16 protein-coding genes are annotated in these 18,728 nt (G+C 64.6%); 9 read left to right on the top strand and 7 right to left on the bottom strand.

All coding sequences use genetic code 11. The features are described from left to right. Nucleotides 1-6: 6 nt before the first annotated feature. Complete coding sequence (locus GXB81_RS11160) at nucleotides 7-1,758, bottom strand: ABC transporter permease subunit (protein WP_167036841.1); 1,752 nt, start codon at nucleotides 1,756-1,758, stop codon at nucleotides 7-9. A gap of 863 nt (nucleotides 1,759-2,621) precedes the next feature. Between GXB81_RS11160 and GXB81_RS11165 the strand changes: the two genes are divergently transcribed. Beyond that, entirely contained in the window at nucleotides 2,622-4,313 is a 1,692-nt protein-coding gene (locus GXB81_RS11165; protein WP_205989137.1) for a sensor domain-containing diguanylate cyclase, read from the top strand. A gap of 102 nt (nucleotides 4,314-4,415) precedes the next feature. Continuing rightward, nucleotides 4,416-4,682, top strand: coding sequence for a hypothetical protein (locus GXB81_RS11170; protein ID WP_167036835.1), 267 nt, complete (start codon nucleotides 4,416-4,418; stop codon nucleotides 4,680-4,682). Between the two features lie 104 nt (nucleotides 4,683-4,786). Here the strand turns inward: GXB81_RS11170 and GXB81_RS11175 are convergent, their stop codons facing one another. Further along, nucleotides 4,787-6,103: an ATP-binding protein gene (locus tag GXB81_RS11175; RefSeq protein ID WP_205989138.1), complete on the bottom strand. Its 1,317-nt coding sequence runs from the start codon at nucleotides 6,101-6,103 to the stop codon at nucleotides 4,787-4,789. After that, nucleotides 6,087-6,812 carry a response regulator gene (locus GXB81_RS11180; protein WP_167036830.1) on the bottom strand — a complete coding sequence of 242 codons (726 nt, stop codon included), beginning with the start codon at nucleotides 6,810-6,812 and terminating at the stop codon, nucleotides 6,087-6,089. The genes GXB81_RS11175 and GXB81_RS11180 overlap by 17 nt, the downstream gene beginning before the upstream one ends. A gap of 220 nt (nucleotides 6,813-7,032) precedes the next feature. Between GXB81_RS11180 and GXB81_RS11185 the strand changes: the two genes are divergently transcribed. Beyond that, nucleotides 7,033-7,575 carry a periplasmic heavy metal sensor gene (locus GXB81_RS11185; protein WP_167036827.1) on the top strand — a complete coding sequence of 181 codons (543 nt, stop codon included), beginning with the start codon at nucleotides 7,033-7,035 and terminating at the stop codon, nucleotides 7,573-7,575. 144 nt (nucleotides 7,576-7,719) lie between these two features. On the opposite strand, the gene GXB81_RS11190 is transcribed toward GXB81_RS11185, so the two are convergent. Next, complete coding sequence (locus GXB81_RS11190) at nucleotides 7,720-8,430, bottom strand: pirin family protein (protein WP_167036824.1); 711 nt, start codon at nucleotides 8,428-8,430, stop codon at nucleotides 7,720-7,722. Between the two features lie 631 nt (nucleotides 8,431-9,061). Between GXB81_RS11190 and hisQ the strand changes: the two genes are divergently transcribed. The 4 genes from hisQ to GXB81_RS11210 all read left to right on the top strand — a co-directional run bounded on the left by hisQ (nucleotide 9,062) and on the right by GXB81_RS11210 (nucleotide 13,069). Next, nucleotides 9,062-9,751, top strand: coding sequence for a histidine ABC transporter permease HisQ (gene hisQ, locus GXB81_RS11195; protein WP_167036821.1), 690 nt, complete (start codon nucleotides 9,062-9,064; stop codon nucleotides 9,749-9,751). Continuing rightward, nucleotides 9,748-10,461 (top strand): ABC transporter permease, encoded by a 714-nt coding sequence (locus GXB81_RS11200; protein ID WP_205989139.1) that lies wholly within the window; start codon nucleotides 9,748-9,750, stop codon nucleotides 10,459-10,461. Before hisQ ends, GXB81_RS11200 begins: the two co-directional genes overlap by 4 nt. A 63-nt stretch (nucleotides 10,462-10,524) precedes the next feature. Further along, nucleotides 10,525-11,304 carry an ATP-binding cassette domain-containing protein gene (locus GXB81_RS11205; protein WP_167036815.1) on the top strand — a complete coding sequence of 260 codons (780 nt, stop codon included), beginning with the start codon at nucleotides 10,525-10,527 and terminating at the stop codon, nucleotides 11,302-11,304. Nucleotides 11,305-11,914: 610 nt separating this feature from the next. After that, the gene (locus tag GXB81_RS11210; RefSeq protein ID WP_205989140.1) at nucleotides 11,915-13,069 is read left to right on the top strand and encodes a porin; all 1,155 of its coding nucleotides are present in this window, start codon (nucleotides 11,915-11,917) and stop codon (nucleotides 13,067-13,069) included. 293 nt (nucleotides 13,070-13,362) lie between these two features. On the opposite strand, the gene glnK is transcribed toward GXB81_RS11210, so the two are convergent. Both glnK and GXB81_RS11220 read right to left on the bottom strand, forming a co-directional pair. Further along, the gene (glnK, locus tag GXB81_RS11215; RefSeq protein ID WP_006048444.1) at nucleotides 13,363-13,701 is read right to left on the bottom strand and encodes a P-II family nitrogen regulator; all 339 of its coding nucleotides are present in this window, start codon (nucleotides 13,699-13,701) and stop codon (nucleotides 13,363-13,365) included. Between the two features lie 66 nt (nucleotides 13,702-13,767). Then, complete coding sequence (locus GXB81_RS11220; RefSeq protein WP_205989141.1) at nucleotides 13,768-15,456, bottom strand: NAD+ synthase; 1,689 nt, start codon at nucleotides 15,454-15,456, stop codon at nucleotides 13,768-13,770. Between the two features lie 140 nt (nucleotides 15,457-15,596). Here GXB81_RS11220 and GXB81_RS11225 point away from each other — a divergent pair, with 140 nt between their 5' ends. Both GXB81_RS11225 and GXB81_RS11230 read left to right on the top strand, forming a co-directional pair. Beyond that, nucleotides 15,597-16,766 (top strand): GNAT family N-acetyltransferase, encoded by a 1,170-nt coding sequence (locus GXB81_RS11225; RefSeq protein WP_167036808.1) that lies wholly within the window; start codon nucleotides 15,597-15,599, stop codon nucleotides 16,764-16,766. A gap of 10 nt (nucleotides 16,767-16,776) precedes the next feature. Further along, nucleotides 16,777-17,094, top strand: coding sequence for a GIY-YIG nuclease family protein (locus tag GXB81_RS11230; protein ID WP_205989142.1), 318 nt, complete (start codon nucleotides 16,777-16,779; stop codon nucleotides 17,092-17,094). 204 nt (nucleotides 17,095-17,298) lie between these two features. Here GXB81_RS11230 and GXB81_RS11235 read toward each other — a convergent pair. After that, the coding region (locus tag GXB81_RS11235; protein WP_205989143.1) for an FUSC family protein at nucleotides 17,299-18,728 on the bottom strand (1,430 nt) is incomplete at its 5' end.

Here is an 18,728-nt window from a genome sequence, read left to right on the forward strand (position 1 = left end):
GGACGCTCAATCGAGCCGCAGCTTGCCTTCGGCGTACGCGTACATCGGACGCCACAGCAGACGGTTGAACAACGTGACGAACAGCGACATCACGGCGATGCCCACGATGATCTTCGGATAATCGCCCGCCGCGGTGGTCTGCGCGATATACGCGCCGAGCCCGTGCGCCGCGACCTTCGTATCGCCCCACTGCACGAACTCGGCCACGATGCTCGCGTTCCACGCGCCGCCCGACGCGGTGATCGCGCCCGTCACGTAGTACGGGAAAATGCCCGGCAGCATCGCCTGACGCCACCACTGCCAGCCGCGGATATGGAAATTTTTGGCCGCCTCGCGATAGTCGTTCGGGTACGAGCTCGCGCCGGCGATCACGTTGAACAGGATATACCACTGCGTGCCGAGCACGATCAGCGGCGAGAGCCAGATATCCGGGTTCAGATGGAAACGCACGATCACGATCACGAACACCGGGAACAGCAGGTTCGCCGGAAACGCCGCGAGAAACTGCGCGAGCGGCTGGATCTTTTCCGCGAGCGCCGGGCGCAGGCCGATCAGCACGCCGATCGGCACCCAGATGACCGAGGCGATCGCGATCAGCACCACGACGCGCAGCAGCGTGATGAGCCCGAGCACGAGCACATGGCCGATCTCGTCGAGCGTGACGCCGGTGCGCACGTAGAGAAACACGCGATACACCACGTAGGCGGTGGCGATCAGCACCAGCGCCGCCCACACGATGTCGCCGACCTTCGAGTTCTTCTCGCTCTGCGGAATATGAAAGCGCGGTGCGCTGAACGCCGGCAGCTGGAAACGCATGCGCGCGGCGTGCGCGAATAGCCAGCCAAGCGGCACGAGCAGGCGGTGAATCAGGTGCGTGCGGCGAATCAGGTCGAGCAGCCACGATTCGGGCGCGTCGCCCGAGCTGGTGTTTTCCATGCGGAACTTGTCGGCCCACGCGACGAGCGGACGGAACAGGAACTGGTCGTACGCGAGGATCACGACCGTCATCGCGAGAATCACCCAGCCGATCGCGTGCAGGTTCTTGTCGCTGATCGCCTGCGCCAGATAGGCGCCGATGCCCGGCAGCGTAATCGTGTTGTTGCCGACCGTAATCGCTTCGGAAGCGACCACGAAGAACCAGCCGCCCGACATCGACATCATCATGTTCCAGATGAGGCCCGGCATCGAGAACGGCACTTCGAGCTTCCAGAAACGCTGCCACGAAGTCAGATGAAAGCCGCGCGAGACTTCGTCGAGATCGCGCGGCACCGTGCGCAGCGACTGATAGAAGCTGAACGTCATGTTCCACGCCTGGCTCGTGAAGATCGCGAAGATCGCGGCCAACTCGGCGCCGAGCACGCGGCCCGGGAACAGCGCGAGAAAGAACGTGACCGTAAACGAAATGTAGCCGAGCACCGGCACCGACTGCAGGATGTCGAGAATCGGCACGAGCACGAGGCCGGCGCGGCGGCTCTTGGCGGCCAGCGTGCCGTAAATGAGCGTGAAGATCAGCGAGGCCACCATCGCCGCGAGCATGCGCAGCGTGGTGCGCATCGCGTACTCGGGCAGGTTCGACGGATCGAGCGAGATCGCCTGGGTCTTCAGCGTCGACATCGGCGCGAGCGTCTCGTGAAAGCCGATCGACGCCATCGCGATCAGACAGATGATCAGCGGAAACGCGACGAAGTCCCAGCGGTTGGGCAGCACGCGCCATGCCGACGCATTGGCGGTGCGTTTGAGGTCAAAGCTGAAATCCATTAGATGCCCCCTCTTTCGAAACAGGCATGCGATCGCTCGAAGGAGGTCGCGACTTGAACGCGGCGGTCAACAGATCGGTCCGGAAAGTGGAAATCGGGCATGGCAAAACGCGCGTGCGTGGTAAATCGTTAGCGTTGAAGACACGTGGTCCGGCAACGGACATGTTCGCGAACGAGCCGCCCGCGAGCACAACCATCACACGGATACCTGTCGCCGCGGACGCCGCCCGAAGGCCGGCGGGCTTTCCTCATTTTGGACGGCACGACACTACACCATCCTATGTTTCAGATACAACCTTTCCCCGCAAATTGCGAGACAGGGTTACCGGGGCCTTACAACCGCCCCTGTTTGCGCCATATCGGCAGCGCGCCGCACTGTACCTCGCCGCGCTGCGCGATGGCAGATCCGCGCGCGCACCGTATCGCAAGGCGTGGCGCGCAAACGACATACACGGTAATCGCAGCGTATCGGGAATCCTGACGAATCCGCCTGCGAGACCGATGCAGCCATCAAGAAAACGAGGCGCCTGCCGTTATGAATCTGACCGGCCTGATCCATGCAGTGCGCATCCCTGCAATAAGGATGGCGCCGGGCCTCATGACGGTTAGAATCAGGAAACGACGCACCTGTTTTCAAACGATTCTTGCCGGGCCGCCGGGTTCGCGCCGTGTTTGAATCGTCAGCCGTTTCAAACACGGCGGCAGACCAGCGGCAAACACATCGACCATAGGACCCACGAGGGCATCGGCCGCAAGGCGGGCGAGCAGCCCCGGCCAGGTGCCGACGCAAGGGCCGCAGACCGCACCCGCGCGTTGCCGCGAATGAGCAAGTTGCATGTCACAGACAGACGGATCAGAGGGTCGATGAACAGGACAACCTTGCGCCAGATAGCCGGACCGGTCAGCTTCGCGCTGATCGTACTGGTTTGCTGGTTCGTGGCTGGCATGGTCGCGGACCGGATGGTACAGCAGGAACTGGATGCGGCTCTGCACAGCCAGCGGCAAATGTCCACGTCGATCGTCGACAACATGGCCGAGGTGATTGCCAGCGACCTCGCGATGTCCCGCGCCATCCCCGCGACCATGGCCGAAATGGACGTAGTCCAGCGCGCCCTCGTGCAATCGCAGAATTATGCCGTGAACGCGGGGATGGCGGAACCCGCCCTGCGCGCCGCGCTGCTCGGCAATCCGCAGATGGCGGCGGTCAGCCAGTTCCTGCATGACGCGCAGGGCTTCTCCGGGCTCGACCAGATCTGGATCGTCAACACGAACGGCATCTGCGTGGCGTCGAGCGCCACGATCTCGAATCCGGCCGGCATCCAGCCGTCGCTCGTCGGCGTGGACATGCGCACACGCAGCTATATGACCAACGCGCTGCTCGGCGCGTTTTCGGAAGCCTACGGCGTGGGCCGCGCGAGCGGCGAGCCGGGCATCTTCATCGCCGCGCCGGTCTACTCGGACGGCTTGCTGGTCGGCGTGGTGGTCGCGAAGGTCGGCATCGCGCGGCTGCGTCACTGGGTAGCGCACGCGGGCACCTTCGTCACCGACGACAACGGCGTCATCATCATGGCGCACGACAGCGGGCTCGAAGGCCGCGCGATGCCGAGCTCGCGCATCACGCAGATGAGCCCCGCCGAGCGGCGCATCATCTATCGGCGCGAGACGTTTCCCGAGATGCGCATCCGCGTCGACACGCAGTTGCGCGAGCAGGCGCCGTGGGTCCCGGCGGCCGCGGCCGCGCAGTTCTTCGGCATGAGCGAACAGCCGGCGCCGGCGCTGTATCAGAACCGCAGCGGCCTGAATTCGGGGCTGTCCGCACATCTGGTCGATCCGCTCGCGGCGTGGCCCGAGTTGCTGCGCAATCACAAGCGCGATCATCTGCTGGTGTTTCTGACGCTGGCCGGCACCGTCGCGCTCGCGTGGGTGATTACCGTGTCCTACGTGCGCGAACGGCGCCACCATCGTGCGACGCGCGATCTCGCGAAGCAGCTGCAATCGGCCAATACGCTGCTGTCGGCCGAGGCGCGTCACGATGCGCTGACAGGCGCGTTGTCGCGGCGCTACTTCCTCGACCTGCTGCGCCGCGAGATCGACCGCGCGCAGGCGGGCCGCGAGCCGCTGTGCATGGCGATCGCCGATCTCGACCACTTCAAGCAGATCAACGACCGCTTCGGCCACGCGGCCGGCGACCGCGCGCTCGAACATTTCGTCGATACCTGCCGCACCGAGCTGCGCGGCTCGGACGCCATCGGCCGGCTCGGCGGCGAGGAGTTCGGCCTGCTGCTGCCGGCCACCGGTCTTGCCGGCGGCCGCGAAGTGGTCGAGCGTCTGCGCCTCGCGCTGAAGGCCGCGCCGTCGCCGAAGCTGCCGCCCTCGGTCAGCCTGAGCGTGAGCATCGGCATCACGGAATTGTCGCCGGACGATCTGCCCGAGCGCCTCATGAGCCGCGCCGACACCGCGCTCTACGCGGCCAAGACCGGCGGCCGCGACCGCACCGAGGCGCTGCCGCCCGACGATACCGCGCCGCCCACGCGCACGGCGGTCAACGCCTGGTAAGCAGGCGCATCCGTCGACGCCATCTCCGAGCCTCTCGCAGCGAAGCAGGTATCATCGATCCTGATCTTGGAATTGTCGCTACTGCTCTAACGGGAGATTCGCATGAAGGGAAATCTGGTCATCGTCTGTCGCGATCAGGATGCTGATGCATTCGACCACCTGCTGGCCGAATACGGTGCGTTTCAGACGCGCCTGTCGTCGACCGCGTGGTATCTGAAACTGGCAGTCGCGCCGGAACTGATTCAGGAGGAAATACTGGCGCGCCTCGGCAAATACACGACGCACTACATCTTCGAGGCGGAATCGGTCACGTGGAATACGGTGGACAGCGAAACGGCCAACGCGCTCAATACGCTGTTCTCGGATTAAGACGCCGGGGGTGCAATCAGGCGCGAGTCACGTGGCCGCAAGGCCGCGTGCCGCGAACATCGCCCCCACCGTGCCTCGCCTTCCCCAGCCATTTATCGTGGCATTTACCAGGCATGCTCCGAAGTTGCCGCCACCTTCGGCAGCATCTCGAACGAGAAGCTCATCAGCACGCGCAAGCCACGGCCATCGTGATTGCCGATTTCCCATTCGCCGCCCGCGCGCCGCACGAGCCGCTCGACAATCGCGAGACCGAGCCCGCTATGGCCGTTGCCGCCGCGCGCCGGATCGAGCCGCACGAACGGCCGGCTCGCGTTGATGATGTCTTGCGCGGCAATGCCCTTGCCGCTGTCGCTCACCGATAGCGTGAAGCCCTGCGCCGTGCGCGCGGTCGCCACGATCACCGGCGGCGCGCCATAGGCATGCGCGTTATCGAGCAGGTTCGAGAGAATCCGGTCGAGCGTGGCGGCCGGCAGCAGGAATGACGGCCCCGCGGCGAGTTCCGTCTCCACGGTCGGCGCGCCAGAGGCCACCGCCCGATAGCTGCGCACGACCCGCTCGCATTGCGCATCCACTTCGACGGGTTCGCTGCGATCCGCGCCGTCGTGCGCGAACACGAGAAACTGCTCGACGATATGCGTCATCGAATCGACGTCGCGCACCACGCCGTCGCGCGTCTTCGCGTCGTCCATCATCTCGGCACGCAGCCGCAGGCGCGCAAGCGGCGTTTTCAGATCGTGCGCGACACCGGCCAGCATCACCGCGCGATCGTTCTCGGTGCGCGCGACTTCCTGCACCATCTGATTGAAGCCGTGCGTGAGCTGCCGCAATTCGCGCGGGCCGCGCTCGGGCACCGGCGACACCGGCAAGCCGCGGCCGAAGCGCGTGACCGCCTGCGCGAGCGAGCGCAGCGGCTGCTGCAAGGCCCACGCGGCGAACACCGCGGCCATCACCGCGAACGAGAAAATCATGACGAGCCACAGCACCGTGCGGTCGAGCGAGTGCGGCATGCGCAGCGGCTGCACGGGCACGACGATCCAGTTGCTATCGTTCGCCTCGCGCACCCACAGCGTGGGCGGATGGCCCGGCGGACCCACGCGCACCTGGGTGCCGTCCGGCATGCGGTCGCGCACGTCTTCGACGAAACGCGAGAGCGGCGCCGGCATGGTGGAATTTGCCGGCGGCACGTCGGGGCTCGCCGGATCGACGAGCTTCACGCGCGACGGCAACGGTTGATCCGGTGTACGGGCGACATGCTGACGCACCGCGTCGACGAGGAAGATCGCTTCCTCGACCGCGTAGCGCGTCTGGAACTGCGAGCGTTCGAGCCGTATCAGCGCGTACCACGCAAAATGCGACAGCAGCAGCACGCCGACAACCAGCAGTGCCAGTCTCCCGAACAGCGAATCAATGGGCCGACGCATGCTGCTCGCCGTCCGGCACGAACACGTAACCGCGGCCACGCACCGTCTGGATGAAGCGCGGCGTGGACGGATCGGTTTCGAGAATGCGGCGCAGGCGCCACACCTGCACGTCGATGCCGCGGTCGGTGCCGTCGTACTCGGGACCGTGCAGCAGTTCCAGCAAGCGCTCGCGCGTGAGCGTGCGCATGGGATGATTGACGAAAATCTTCAGCAGCGCGAACTCGCTGCCCGACAACGTGAGCGGCTTGTCTTCGTGATGCAGCGTGCGCGACTGGAAGTCGAGCGTGAAGCGGCCGAAGCTGAACGGCTCGCGCTGCTCGGGCGCGGCCGCCGACGGCAGCGTGCGGCGCCGCCGCAGCACCGCCTGCACGCGCGCGAGCAGTTCGCGCGGATTGAACGGCTTGCCGAGATAGTCGTCCGCGCCGAGTTCGAGACCGACGATGCGGTCGACGTCGTCCGCGCGCGCGGTCAGCATGATGACGGGGATATCGTCGCCCGAGGCGCGCAGCTTGCGCAGCGCGGTGAGCCCGTCTACGCCCGGCATCATGAGGTCCAGCACGATGAGGTCGGGACGCTCGCGTTCGAGGCGGCGCTCGAGCGAGCCCGCATCGTGCAGCACCGAGACTTCGATACCCTGACGGGCGAGATAGTCGCGCAGAAGATCGCGCAATTCGACGTCGTCGTCGACGACCAGGATTTGAGTAGCCATGGAATGAAGTTTAACGCGCAGCAGAAAGGGATTTCGTTTTCCAAACAGCGTCAAGGGTTACCGGGTGTTACGGTGAAAGCCTCGCGTAATGCCTGGTAATAGCCGCACCGGAGCACGTAACACAGTGCCCGGCACAGTTCTCTACGCTGTGCCTTACCGAATGCAGGCGAGTCCTCATGACCGGCTGCATCGTCGGCTATTCCATTACAAGGAGCCTTATATGTCCACCAAAAAGATGTCGCGCGTTCTCGCTGTTGCCGCCACCGCTCTCGCCCTCGGCGCGGGCGCCGCTTATGCCGCCCAGCCCGCGGAGCACGCGCACGGCGGCCCCGGCGGCTGGCACGGCCACTTCATGAAGGAACTGACCCAGCTCCACGACCAGCTGAAGCTGAACGCGGATCAGGAAAAGCTGTGGCAAAGCGCGCTCGATACGATGAAGCAGAATCACGAAGCGATGCGCGCGAACCACCAACAGGCTCGCGAACAGTTCAAGGCGGCGCAGCAGCAGCCCATCCTCGACCTGAACGCGATGGCCGCGACGCACCAGCAGATCGAGCAGAAGGACGCACAACTGCGCCAGCAAACCAGCGACACCTGGCTCAAGTTCTATAACGCGCTGAACGACCAGCAGAAGACCACCGTCAGCACCGCGCTGAAGAAGCGCTTCGCGCGGATGGAAGAACGCCGCGAGAAGATGCACGAGCGCTGGCAGCATCACAAGGCTCAGAAGGGCGCGGCGTCGGCGCCGGCCGCCAGTCAGTAAGCGTCACGCCAGGTAGCGCGGGGCCAGCCGAAAGGCCGCCTCGCGCATGAAACAACGCCACGAAAGCAATCTTCCGTGGCGTTGTTCTTTGGTGGCGGTTAAAGCCGCGCCAAAGCCTCACCATCGAAGCGGGCGCGGCAGCAATCAGCCGTTCAACTGACCCAGATCGAACAGCAGCACTTCCGCGTCCTCGCCGTTTTCGAGCGTGACCGTGTCGGTGTCGCTGAGCTTCGCGGCGTCACCCGCCTTGAGCAGCGTACCGTTCACCGTCACCGCACCACGCGCGACGTGCACGTAGGCGAGACGCCCCTTCGGCAGCGCGAACTGCGCGGTCTCGGCGCCGTCGAGAAGACCCGCGTAGATCGAGGCGTCCGCGTGGATCGTCACCGAGCCGTCGTGGCCGTCGGGCGATGCGATCACGCGCAGGCGGCCGCGCTTGCTGTCGGCATCGAAACGCTTTTCCTCGTAGCCGGGCTGGTCGCCCGCGCGGCTCGGCAGCACCCAGATCTGCAGCAGATGCACCTGCTCGTCGCGCGAAGCGTTGAACTCGCTGTGCTGCACGCCGGTGCCCGCGCTCATGCGCTGCACGTCGCCGTGGCGGATCGTCGAGCCGTTGCCCATGCTGTCGCGATGGGCCAGCGCGCCCTCGAGCACGTACGTGACGATTTCCATGTCGCGGTGGCCGTGCGCGCCAAAGCCCTGGCCGCCCTCGATGCGGTCTTCGTTGATGACGCGCAGCGGGCCGAAATGCACGTGCCGCGAATCACGGTAATCGGCAAACGAGAAGCTGTGGTAGGAGTCGAGCCAGCCGTGGTTGGCATGGCCACGTTCTTCGGAACGGCGAATCTCGATCATGGAAAATCTCCCGGTAAAGAAACAAGTTGATGGAGACAATGTAGGGCCAACGCGATCGCCAAACAATCGGCGCACATGCACTGGACCGTTCCACCGGTGCGAGCAATCGCTGCCGGCGGCAAGACCCGCCGCAACGTCGCGCACGCACAACGCCCGCCGCCGCTCGTGCCGGTCCACGGACGTCCCGGACTGGCACCCCGGCGCTGTTCGGGTAAAATACCGCCCTTTTCGAGGCGCTCGGACGTTCCATGCGTCGCTCAGGGCCCTTCAGGACACCTCGGCGCAAACAACACTCGACACCGCGCGAGACGAACCGGCAGGCAGTATCCGCGAGACTCGGGACTCGCCCGCATGGGCGTGAGCGGGGCTTCGTACTAGAGTCGGCAACAAGGAAGGCAAGCCCGGTCGCCAGCAACGGCGGCAGTGGCAGAAACCGGCAGTAGATTCAAACCCATTCGAGACGAAAGTCCCAAAAGCGCGCCGCGGGAACGCCAACGCTCCCACGGCATGATTTGCACAGCGGCACGCTGTGCGCCGCGCGTCATGGCGAGCCGAACGCTCGCGGCCCGCGCGGCGCAACACGGGCCGCGTCTTTCGCGATGCGTCACAAGCGCGTCGTCAAGGACTTCATATGTTCCTTCAAGGCTACGGCCCGCTGCTTCTCAGCGGCACCTGGCAGACCGTCAAACTGGCGGTGTTGTCGCTCGTGCTCGCCTTCGTGCTGGGCCTGCTCGGCGCGGCGGCGAAACTGTCGAAAAACCGCCTCTCCAACGGCATCGGCACCGTCTACACGACGCTCGTGCGCGGCGTGCCCGATCTCGTGCTGATGCTGCTGCTGTTCTACAGCATCCAGATCTGGCTGAACAACCTCACCGACGCGCTCGGCTGGGACGAGATCGACATCGATCCGTTCGTGGCCGGCGTCGCGGTGCTCGGCTTCATCTACGGCGCGTACTTCACCGAGACGTTCCGCGGCGCGTTCCTCGCCGTGCCGCGCGGCCAGCTCGAAGCGGGCGCGGCCTACGGCATGACGAACTGGCAGGTGTTCTCGCGCGTGATGTTCCCGCAGATGATGCGCTTCGCGCTGCCCGGCATCGGCAACAACTGGCAGGTCATGGTGAAGGCGACCGCGCTCGTGTCGATCATCGGTCTCGCCGACGTCGTCAAGGCCTCGCAGGACGCCGGCAAGGGCACGCTGCGGTTCTTCTTCTTCACCCTGCTCGCCGGGGCGATCTATCTCGTCATCACCACCGTGTCGAACTTCGTGCTGATGTACCTCGAAAAGCGTTACTCGACCGGCGTGCGAAAGGCGGATCTATGATCGAGATCATTCAGGAATACTGGCGCAACTATCTGTTCACCGACGGCTATCGCTTCACCGGCGTCGCGATCACGTTGTGGCTGCTGGTGGTGTCGATCGGCCTCGGCTTCTGCCTGTCGGTGCCGCTCGCGGTCGCGCGCGTGTCGAAGAAGAAATGGCTCTCCGGCATGGTGTGGCTGTATACGTACGTGTTCCGCGGCACGCCGCTCTACGTGCAGCTGCTGCTCTGCTACACCGGTCTCTACAGTCTCGACATCATCCGCAACAACGAGCTGACCAACGCGTTTTTCCGCGACGGCATGCATTGCACGCTGCTCGCGTTCACGCTGAACACCTGCGCGTACACCACCGAGATTTTCGCGGGCGCGATCAAGGCGACGCCGTACGGCGAGATCGAAGCGGCGCGCGCCTACGGCATGTCGTCGTTCACGCTGTACCGGCGCGTGATTCTGCCCTCGGCGCTGCGCCGCGCGCTGCCCTACTACAGCAACGAAGTGATCCTGATGCTGCACGCCACCACGGTCGCCTTCACGGCGACCGTGCCGGACATTCTCAAGATCGCGCGCGACGTGAACTCGGCGACCTATCAGTCGTTCAACGCGTTCGGTATCGCCGCGCTGCTGTACCTGTGCATCTCTTTCGCGCTCGTGTGGCTGTTCCGCCGCGCCGAACGCCGCTGGCTCGCTTACCTGCGGCCGCAAGGCAAGTAAGTAACGTTGGACATCGCGGTTAGAGACCGCGTCCGTGGGCAGGCAAGCTCGTCAAGGATCCTGATGAACACCAAGAAGCAGAAGCTCTTCGTCGACGAGCTTCACAAAAAGTACGGCGACAACGAAGTCCTCAAGGGCGTGTCGCTGAAGGCCGATGCCGGCGACGTGATCAGCGTGATCGGTTCGTCCGGCTCGGGCAAGAGCACGATGCTCCGCTGCATCAACTTTCTCGAACAGCCGAACGCCGGGCGCATCGTCGTCGACGGCGAGGAAGTGCGCACGCAAACGGCCAGGGACGGTGCGTTGCGCGTGTCGGACCCGAAGCAGTTGCAGCGCGTGCGCACGAAACTCGCGATGGTGTTCCAGCACTTCAACCTGTGGTCGCACATGAACGTGCTCGAGAACATCATCGAGGCACCCGTGCATGTGCTCGGCCTGAAACGCAAGGAAGCCGAGGACCGCGCGCGCGAATATCTCGAGAAGGTCGGTCTCGCGCCGCGTCTCGAAAAGCAGTATCCGTCGCACCTGTCGGGCGGCCAGCAGCAGCGTGTCGCGATTGCGCGCGCCCTGGCGATGCATCCCGACGTGATGCTGTTCGACGAACCGACTTCGGCGCTCGATCCCGAACTCGTCGGCGAAGTGCTGAAGGTCATGCAGAAGCTCGCCGAGGAAGGCCGCACGATGATCGTCGTGACCCACGAAATGGGTTTCGCGCGCAACGTGTCGAATCACGTGATGTTCCTGCATCAGGGCCGCGTCGAAGAAGAAGGCCACCCTGACGAAGTGTTCAAGAATACGAAGAGCGAGCGCCTCAGGCAGTTCCTTTCCGGCAGCCTCAAATAAACCGGATGCAGTCCGATACGCATCCCGCATCGCACCGATGCCGTGATGTGTAGTCGAAGTAGTTTTACAAGGCGCTTACGAGCGCCTTTTTTATTGCCCGTTTCTGTTCGCCGGTGACCGTTCGGAGCACCAAAAACCTCGTCCAAACAACGCTAAGCGTTGCTTTTTTGCCTTAACCTGCCACTTTCCGGGCGTCAATAGTGGCAATCCTTAATACGACCCCAGGCTAATCGTGAGTCCCTTGTAAGACAAGGCTTTGCGCGTTTTCCCGAGCGGCACCGGAGAGACGTGGCGCACATTCGTATTGCAATTTGGCGACACAGCCGGAGCACGGCGCCAATTTCTTCTCCCAGCCAAAGTTATTTTTGATAAATTAGTAACCAAAGTAGCAAAACAAAGTTGATTAAAAGTAGTTTCACTTCAAAACACAGAGGAGAACCGGTCGGCGAGGGATCGGCATGACGCACAGATAGCCCCAGGCTACGCGTCACGGCAGGAGACCCTATCCGCCCGCCATCTCCCCTGGTACCGCTTTCTGTTCGGTGCAGATCGCGTCCGAACACCACTCGCAGTACTGGGTTTCATTTTTTGACAGGGTATGGAGGAGAAGATGAAGAAAGCTTTGCTCGCCGCGGCGCTGATGTCGGCCGGCGTTGTCGCACACGCTCAGAGCAGCGTCACGCTGTACGGCCGCCTCGATGCGGGCCTCGAGTACATGTCGGGCGTGCCGACCGGTCCCGCCAACGGCGCGGCCACCGGCAGCGGCAACCGCTTCAAGGCCGAGAGCGGCGACTGGGGTACCAGCCTGTGGGGCTTGAAGGGTGTCGAAGACATCGGTGGCGGCAACAAGGTGCTGTTCCAGCTGGAGGGCTCGTTCAACACGATGACGGGCGCGGGTCCGGGCAACGGCGGCCTCTTCAATCGCTGGGCAACGGTGGGTCTGTCGAACGACCAGTACGGTACGTTCACGATGGGCCGCATGCTCTTCATCTCGAACGGCGTGTGGGACTTCGACCCGTTCGGTCAATCGAACTGGTCATCGGCATCGCTCGTGCGTAGCCGCAACTGGCCGCAGTCGAGCAATAACGTCGCCTACCAGTCGCCGAAGATCGCCGGCTTCGATTTCTATGGTCAGTACGCCCTGTCGAACGCGACGAGCTGGAACGGCAACGGCACGACGCCGCAAGGCCGTGAAGCAGGCGCTCAGGTCACCTACACGAACTCGCTGTTCCAGGTCCGCGGCCTCTACGACGAAATCCGCAACCCGACGAATGGCGCCCTGTGGGGCGGCGCGGTCGCCAACAACGGCATCAATTCGGCTAACACGGGCAATGGCGTATTCTCGGCATCGCGCGAATATTCGGCGCTCGTGAACGTGTTCCTCGGCCAGTTCAAGATTCAGGCTGCTTACCAGGCTGTGCGCTCCGCCGGCGCGACCGGCGTCGCGTATGGCCAGCCGACCACGCTCAATCACGAATGGGGCGGTGTGACGTGGCAAGCCACGCCGGCTGCTGCGCTGATCGCAGCGGTCTACCACGTGAACGGCAACAATGGCGCGGGCAATGCGACGATCTACACGGTCGGCGGTTCGTATAACCTGTCCAAGCGCACACTGCTCGACCTGCAGGTTGCAACGGTACGCAACAGCAGCAACGCCAACTTCGGCCTGAACGCGAACAACGCGGGCACCTCGGCCGGAACGGATAACCCGCTGCCGGGCCACGCGCAAACCGGCGTGTACGCAGGTATCCAGCACTCGTTCTAAGCGAACGGTGTGCCCCGAGGGGACGACCCTCGGGGCGTCAATACAGATTTCTCCAAGAGAATCTTTTTCACGCTGCTGCGAGAGGCGCGTATCGGTGCAATGCCCGCAAGGGTATTGCACCGTTTTTTATTGGAGACGAGTTTTTCGGCCTGGCGAGTCCGTGGGGTGTCCACGGTTTGCCGGCTTGCTCATCATGCACGCAACGCAGCCGCGCAGGACAGCCGGGACATGCAGCGTGAACAGGCCTTGAAAGTGGGCCTTGAGCCTCGCAGGCGGCCCGTGAAACCGCCCTCTTACACCGCCGCTTCGTTCTCTTCGCCGGTGCGGATACGGATCACGCGCTCGACGTCCGCGACGAAAATCTTGCCGTCGCCGATCTTGCCGGTACGCGCCGCGCCGATGATCGCATCGATCACCTGATCGCACTGGTTGTCCGCGACGACGACTTCGATCTTCACCTTCGGCAGAAAGTCGACCACATACTCCGCACCACGATAAAGCTCGGTATGCCCTTTCTGACGGCCGAAGCCCTTGACTTCGGTCACGGTCAGGCCGGTGAGGCCGACTTCTGCGAGCGCCTCGCGCACTTCGTCGAGTTTGAACGGTTTGATGACTGCGGTGATGCGCTTCATGGCGAACCTCGTCTCGTGATAGGGAAAGTGAAAGGGAAATGGGTGATTTTTATTCTACGCCGCGCGTCACGCCACCGGCTCGATATAGCGCGACGTGATCGGATAACGCCAGTCGCGGCCGAACGCGCGATGCGTGACGCGAATGCCGATCGGCGCCTGACGCCGCTTGTACTCGTTGATCTTGATGAGCCGCGTGACGCGCTTCACGTCGTCGGCCGCATAGCCCGCCGCGATGATCTCCGCGAGCGAGCAGTCCTCTTCCATGTACATGCGCATGATCGCGTCGAGCACGTCGTATTCGGGCAGGCTGTCCTGGTCGGTCTGGTTCTCGCGCAGTTCCGCCGACGGCGCGCGCGTCAGGATGCGCTCGGGAATCACGTCGCGCGTCGCGAACGTGGTGGCCGCGTTGCGATAGTGGCACAGCCGGTACACGAGCGTCTTCGCGATGTCCTTGATGACCGCGAAGCCGCCGGCCATGTCGCCATACAGCGTGCAGTAGCCGACCGCCATCTCGCTCTTGTTGCCGGTGGTCAGCACGATCGAGCCGAACTTGTTCGACAACGCCATCAAGAGCGTGCCGCGAATACGCGCCTGGATGTTCTCCTCGGTCGCGTCTTCGGCGCGGCCCGCGAATTCTTCGGCGAGCGAACCGCGGAACGCGTCGAACATCGGCGCGATGGCGATCTCGTCGTAGCGCACGCCGACGCGACGCGCCATCTCGGCGGCATCGGTGGTGGAGATGTCGGCCGTGTAGCGCGACGGCATCATCACGGCGCGCACCTTGTCGGCACCGAGCGCATCGCAGGCGACGGCCAGCACGAGCGCCGAATCGACGCCGCCCGACAACCCGATCAGCGCCCCCGGAAACCCGTTCTTGCCGATATAGTCGCGCACGCCCATCACGAGCGCCGCGTACACCTGCGCTTCGAGCGACTGCTCCGGCGCGATCGCGGCCGGCGCCGGCGTGGCACCGTCGAACTCGACGAGCGCCGTGGCTTCCTCGAACTGCGCGAGCTTCGCGACCAGTTCGCCCTGCGCGTCGAGCACGAACGAACCGCCGTCGAACACGAGTTCGTCCTGGCCGCCGACCATGTTCACGTAGACCATCGGTATGCCGGTCTCGCGAATCCGCGCGCGCAGAATGTCGAAGCGCACGGCTTCCTTGTTCAGGTGATACGGCGAGCCGTTCGGAATCAGCAGCACCTGCGCGCCTGCGGCCTTCGCCATCTGCGCGGCCGACGCATGCCATGCATCCTCGCAGATCACCACGCCGTACTTCACGCCCTCGAGTTCGAACACGAACGGCTGCGGGTCCGAGGCGAAGTAGCGCTTCTCGTCGAACACCTCGGTGTTCGGCAGATCCTGCTTGCGATAGGTGCCCTTCACTTCGCCGTCGACGATCAGCGAGGCCGCGTTGAACGTATCGACGGGTGGCACGCCGCGCTCGATCGGCGCGTTTGCATTACCATGGCCGTGCGCCCGATCCCGCAGCGGATGCCCGACGATCACATGCAGCCCCGTGAACGGCTTCAGCTGCGCGGCGAGATCGGCCAATGCCGCGGCGCTCGCGGTATAGAACGCGGGACGCAGCAGCAGGTCTTCGGGCGGATAACCCGACAGCGCAAGTTCAGGCGCAACCAGCAGCTTCGCACCATCGTTGTGCGCGGCGCGCGCGGCGGCGACGATCTTCGCGACGTTGCCGGCGAAGTCGCCGACGGTGACATTGATTTGAGCAAGAGCGATTCGGGTCTTCATGGCAGGATCGACAGGCAAGCCATTACGGCTCGCGGGTACCGCGGCTCGATGGCTCGGCGGAATTGGACAACCGGATAAACGAACGGCGTGGCCCGCGCATCTTCACGGCAGCGCACGTTCATTGCAAACAGTCACGCAGATTGAACCAGCAACGCATCGATTATCGCACGGGCATTCTGGCATCGCCCTCCGAGGTGGACGCCGCCGAATGGAACGCCCTTCTCGCGCAACAGCCGCAGCCCACGCCGTTTCTGCGGCACGAGTTTCTGAGCGCGCTCAGCGCGACGCAATGCGCGGTGCCCGACACCGGCTGGGCGCCGCAATTCGTCACGCTCACCGACACGCGCACGGGCAAGCTCGCGGCGGCCGCGCCGGTCTATCTGAAGGGTCACTCGTACGGCGAGTACGTGTTCGACTGGGCCTGGGCCGACGCCTATAAACGCAACGGCCTGCCGTATTACCCGAAGCTCCTGTGCGCGGTGCCGTTCACGCCGGTGCAGGGCAACCGTTTGCTAGCGGCCGACGAGCACGCGCTGCGCCATCTCGCGGCCACGCTGCTGGCGTTCGCCGAGCAGGCCGAGGTGTCCTCGCTGCATGTGCTGTTTCCGACGCAAACCGAAGCCGCCGCGCTCGAAGAACTCGGCATGATGCAACGCGAAGGCGTGCAGTTTCACTGGCTCAACGACGGCTATCGCGACTTCGACGATTTCCTCTCGACGCTCGAACAGAAGAAGCGCAAGAACATCCGCGCCGAGCGCCGCAAGGTACACGACGCCGGCATCACCATGCGGCGCATTCGCGGCGAAGACATTCAGGATGCCGACTGGCGCTTCTTCAGCAAGTGCTATCGGCAAACCTATCGCGAGCACTTTTCGAGTCCGTATCTGAACCTCGACTTCTTCCGCATGATCGGCGCGTCGATGCCGGAAAACCTGCTGCTCGTGATCGCCGAATACGAGGGCAAGCCGATTGCGAGCTCGCTCGTCGTCTATCAGCGCGACGCGCAGACCGGCGGCACGCTCTATGGTCGCTACTGGGGCGCGCTCGAACATGTGCCCTGCCTGCATTTCGAAACCGCGTACTACCAGCCGCTCGAATTCTGCATCGAGGCAAAGCTCGGCGCGTTCGAAGGCGGCGCGCAGGGCGAGCACAAAATGGCGCGCGGCTTTCTGCCGACAGTCACGCGCTCGGCGCACTGGCTCGCGCATCCGGCCTTCGCGGACGCGGTCGGCCATTTCCTCGACAACGAAAAGAACAGCATCCACGCTTATGTGGACGAGCTGCGCGAACACAATCCGTTCAAAGGCTGACGGCGCGTTTATGGCGTGGTTTCTCTATCTGCTCGAATGCTCGGACGGCAGCGTCTATACCGGCATCGCGACCGACGTCGCCGCGCGCTTCGACAAGCACATGAGCGGCATGGGCGCGCGCTATACGCGTTCGCACAAGCCGGTGCGCGTGCTGGCGTCGTTCGAACTCGCGGATCGATCGAGCGCATCGCGCGCCGAGTATTGGGTCAAGCGGCTCGCGCCGCCCGAGAAGCGCGCGCTGGCGGCGGGGTTGAGGACGCTTGAATCGGTGGTGCCGACGGCGCCGGTTGCCGAGGCTGAAACGGGGGATGACGGCGAGGTGGTTTGATGCGGCTTGAAGCCTGAAACCCGAGGCTCGGAGTTCGGCGCGGCTCCGTTTGTGTCGCGATCACTTCGTGCCGCTTGCTTCGTAGCGCTGACTTCGGCCCGCTGACTTCGGTCCGCTGACTTCGTCCCGATAACTGCGCCCCGCCAATCCCGCACCGTGCTGCCGCGCAGCCGGCGGCAAGCGGCAAGCACACCCCGCCTCGGCCTACCCCCTCGCCTCACGCATCTTCTCCGTCAACAGACGATGCACGCGCGCCAGTTCACCAACCGCATCCGCTTCGAGCGAGGTCAGCCGCTCGCGCTCGGGCAAGTCGAGCCGCACGGGCTGCAGCGTGCGATTCAGGGCGGCCTCGATCGCCTCGCTCAGCGCCGCGACCCAGGCGCCGAGTTCAGCAGGCATGGCGCGCCGGTTCGCGCTCAGGCGCAACTGCGTCGCGGTGCCGGCCATCCGGCGCAACAGGCTCAGCACCGTCAGCGTCACCGTATCGGCCATCGAGTCTTCGAGTTTTTCGAGGCGCACGCGGCCGAGCGCCTCTTCTGCGTTGTTGCTGGTGAGACCCGCCGCGCGGCGCAGACGCTCCATGTCCTTGTCGCGGCGCCACGGCGTTTCGAGCGACGCGCGCAGATACGCGAGATTCGCGCGCACGGCGTTGCCGAGATAGACACGCAGGTCGAGCTTCTCGCGCGTCGGCCATAACAGGAACGTCGCGAGCAATGCGAGCACGCAGCCGAGCACGTTGTTGCCGAGCCGCGTCAGCGCGAACACGAACTCGTTGGCGCCCGGCGTCGCGAAGTCGGCGACGAGCACGAAGGCCGGCGTCAGGAACAGCACGAACAGGCTGTAGCTGACGGGCCGCAGCGCCATCGTCGCCATCACGAGCGGAAACACCGCGAGCGAAATGCCGAGCGGCGAATGAATCGCATAGCCGATCGCCGCCGCCAGTACGCCGCCGACGATGCTGCCCGCCGCGCGCTCGATGCTGCGCGGCCACGTCGCGGCAATCGACGGCTGCAGGATCAGGAGCGTCGCCATCGTCGCCCAGTAGCCGAACGGCAAGCCGAGCGCGCGGATCACGAGAAAGCCCGCGGTGGTCGTCACGCCCACGCGCGCCGCATGGCGCAGGCCGACCGACTGCCACGACAGGTTCGCCTTCAGCGTCGCCCCGGCACGCGCGGCGAGCCGCATCGCGCATTCGCTCCAGCGTTCGGTGTGCGGCTCGCGCGGTGCGAAATCGACGAGCTCGAAGCCCGATTGCAGCTTGACCGGTTCGAGCAACGCGCCTTCGAGCCGGCTCGCGAGACGCCGCAAGCGCCGTTGCTGATCGGCGAGACGCTCCCAGCGCGCGTCGCCGGCCGCCACGCCGATATCTCGCAGCACCTCGCCGATCGTATTCAGCAGCCGCGCCGCGCGCTGCGTGCGGCGCAGGTCGTCGGGCACTTTCTCGCTCGCGCCCGACACCGCGATCAGATACGCGAACAGCGCCTCGCCGTCGGTCAGCAGACCGAGCAGCGTGTCGTAGGTGACGGCGCCGCCCGTGCGCGAGGCGGGCAAATTCGCGAGCGCATCGCGCGAACGTTCGAGCGCCGCGCGCGCGTCGGCGCGAAAGCGCGCGGCGTGCATGGCCCATTCGCCCG

The sequence above is a fragment of the Paraburkholderia sp. Ac-20336 genome (assembly GCF_017105025.1).
GTDB lineage: Bacteria > Pseudomonadota > Gammaproteobacteria > Burkholderiales > Burkholderiaceae > Paraburkholderia.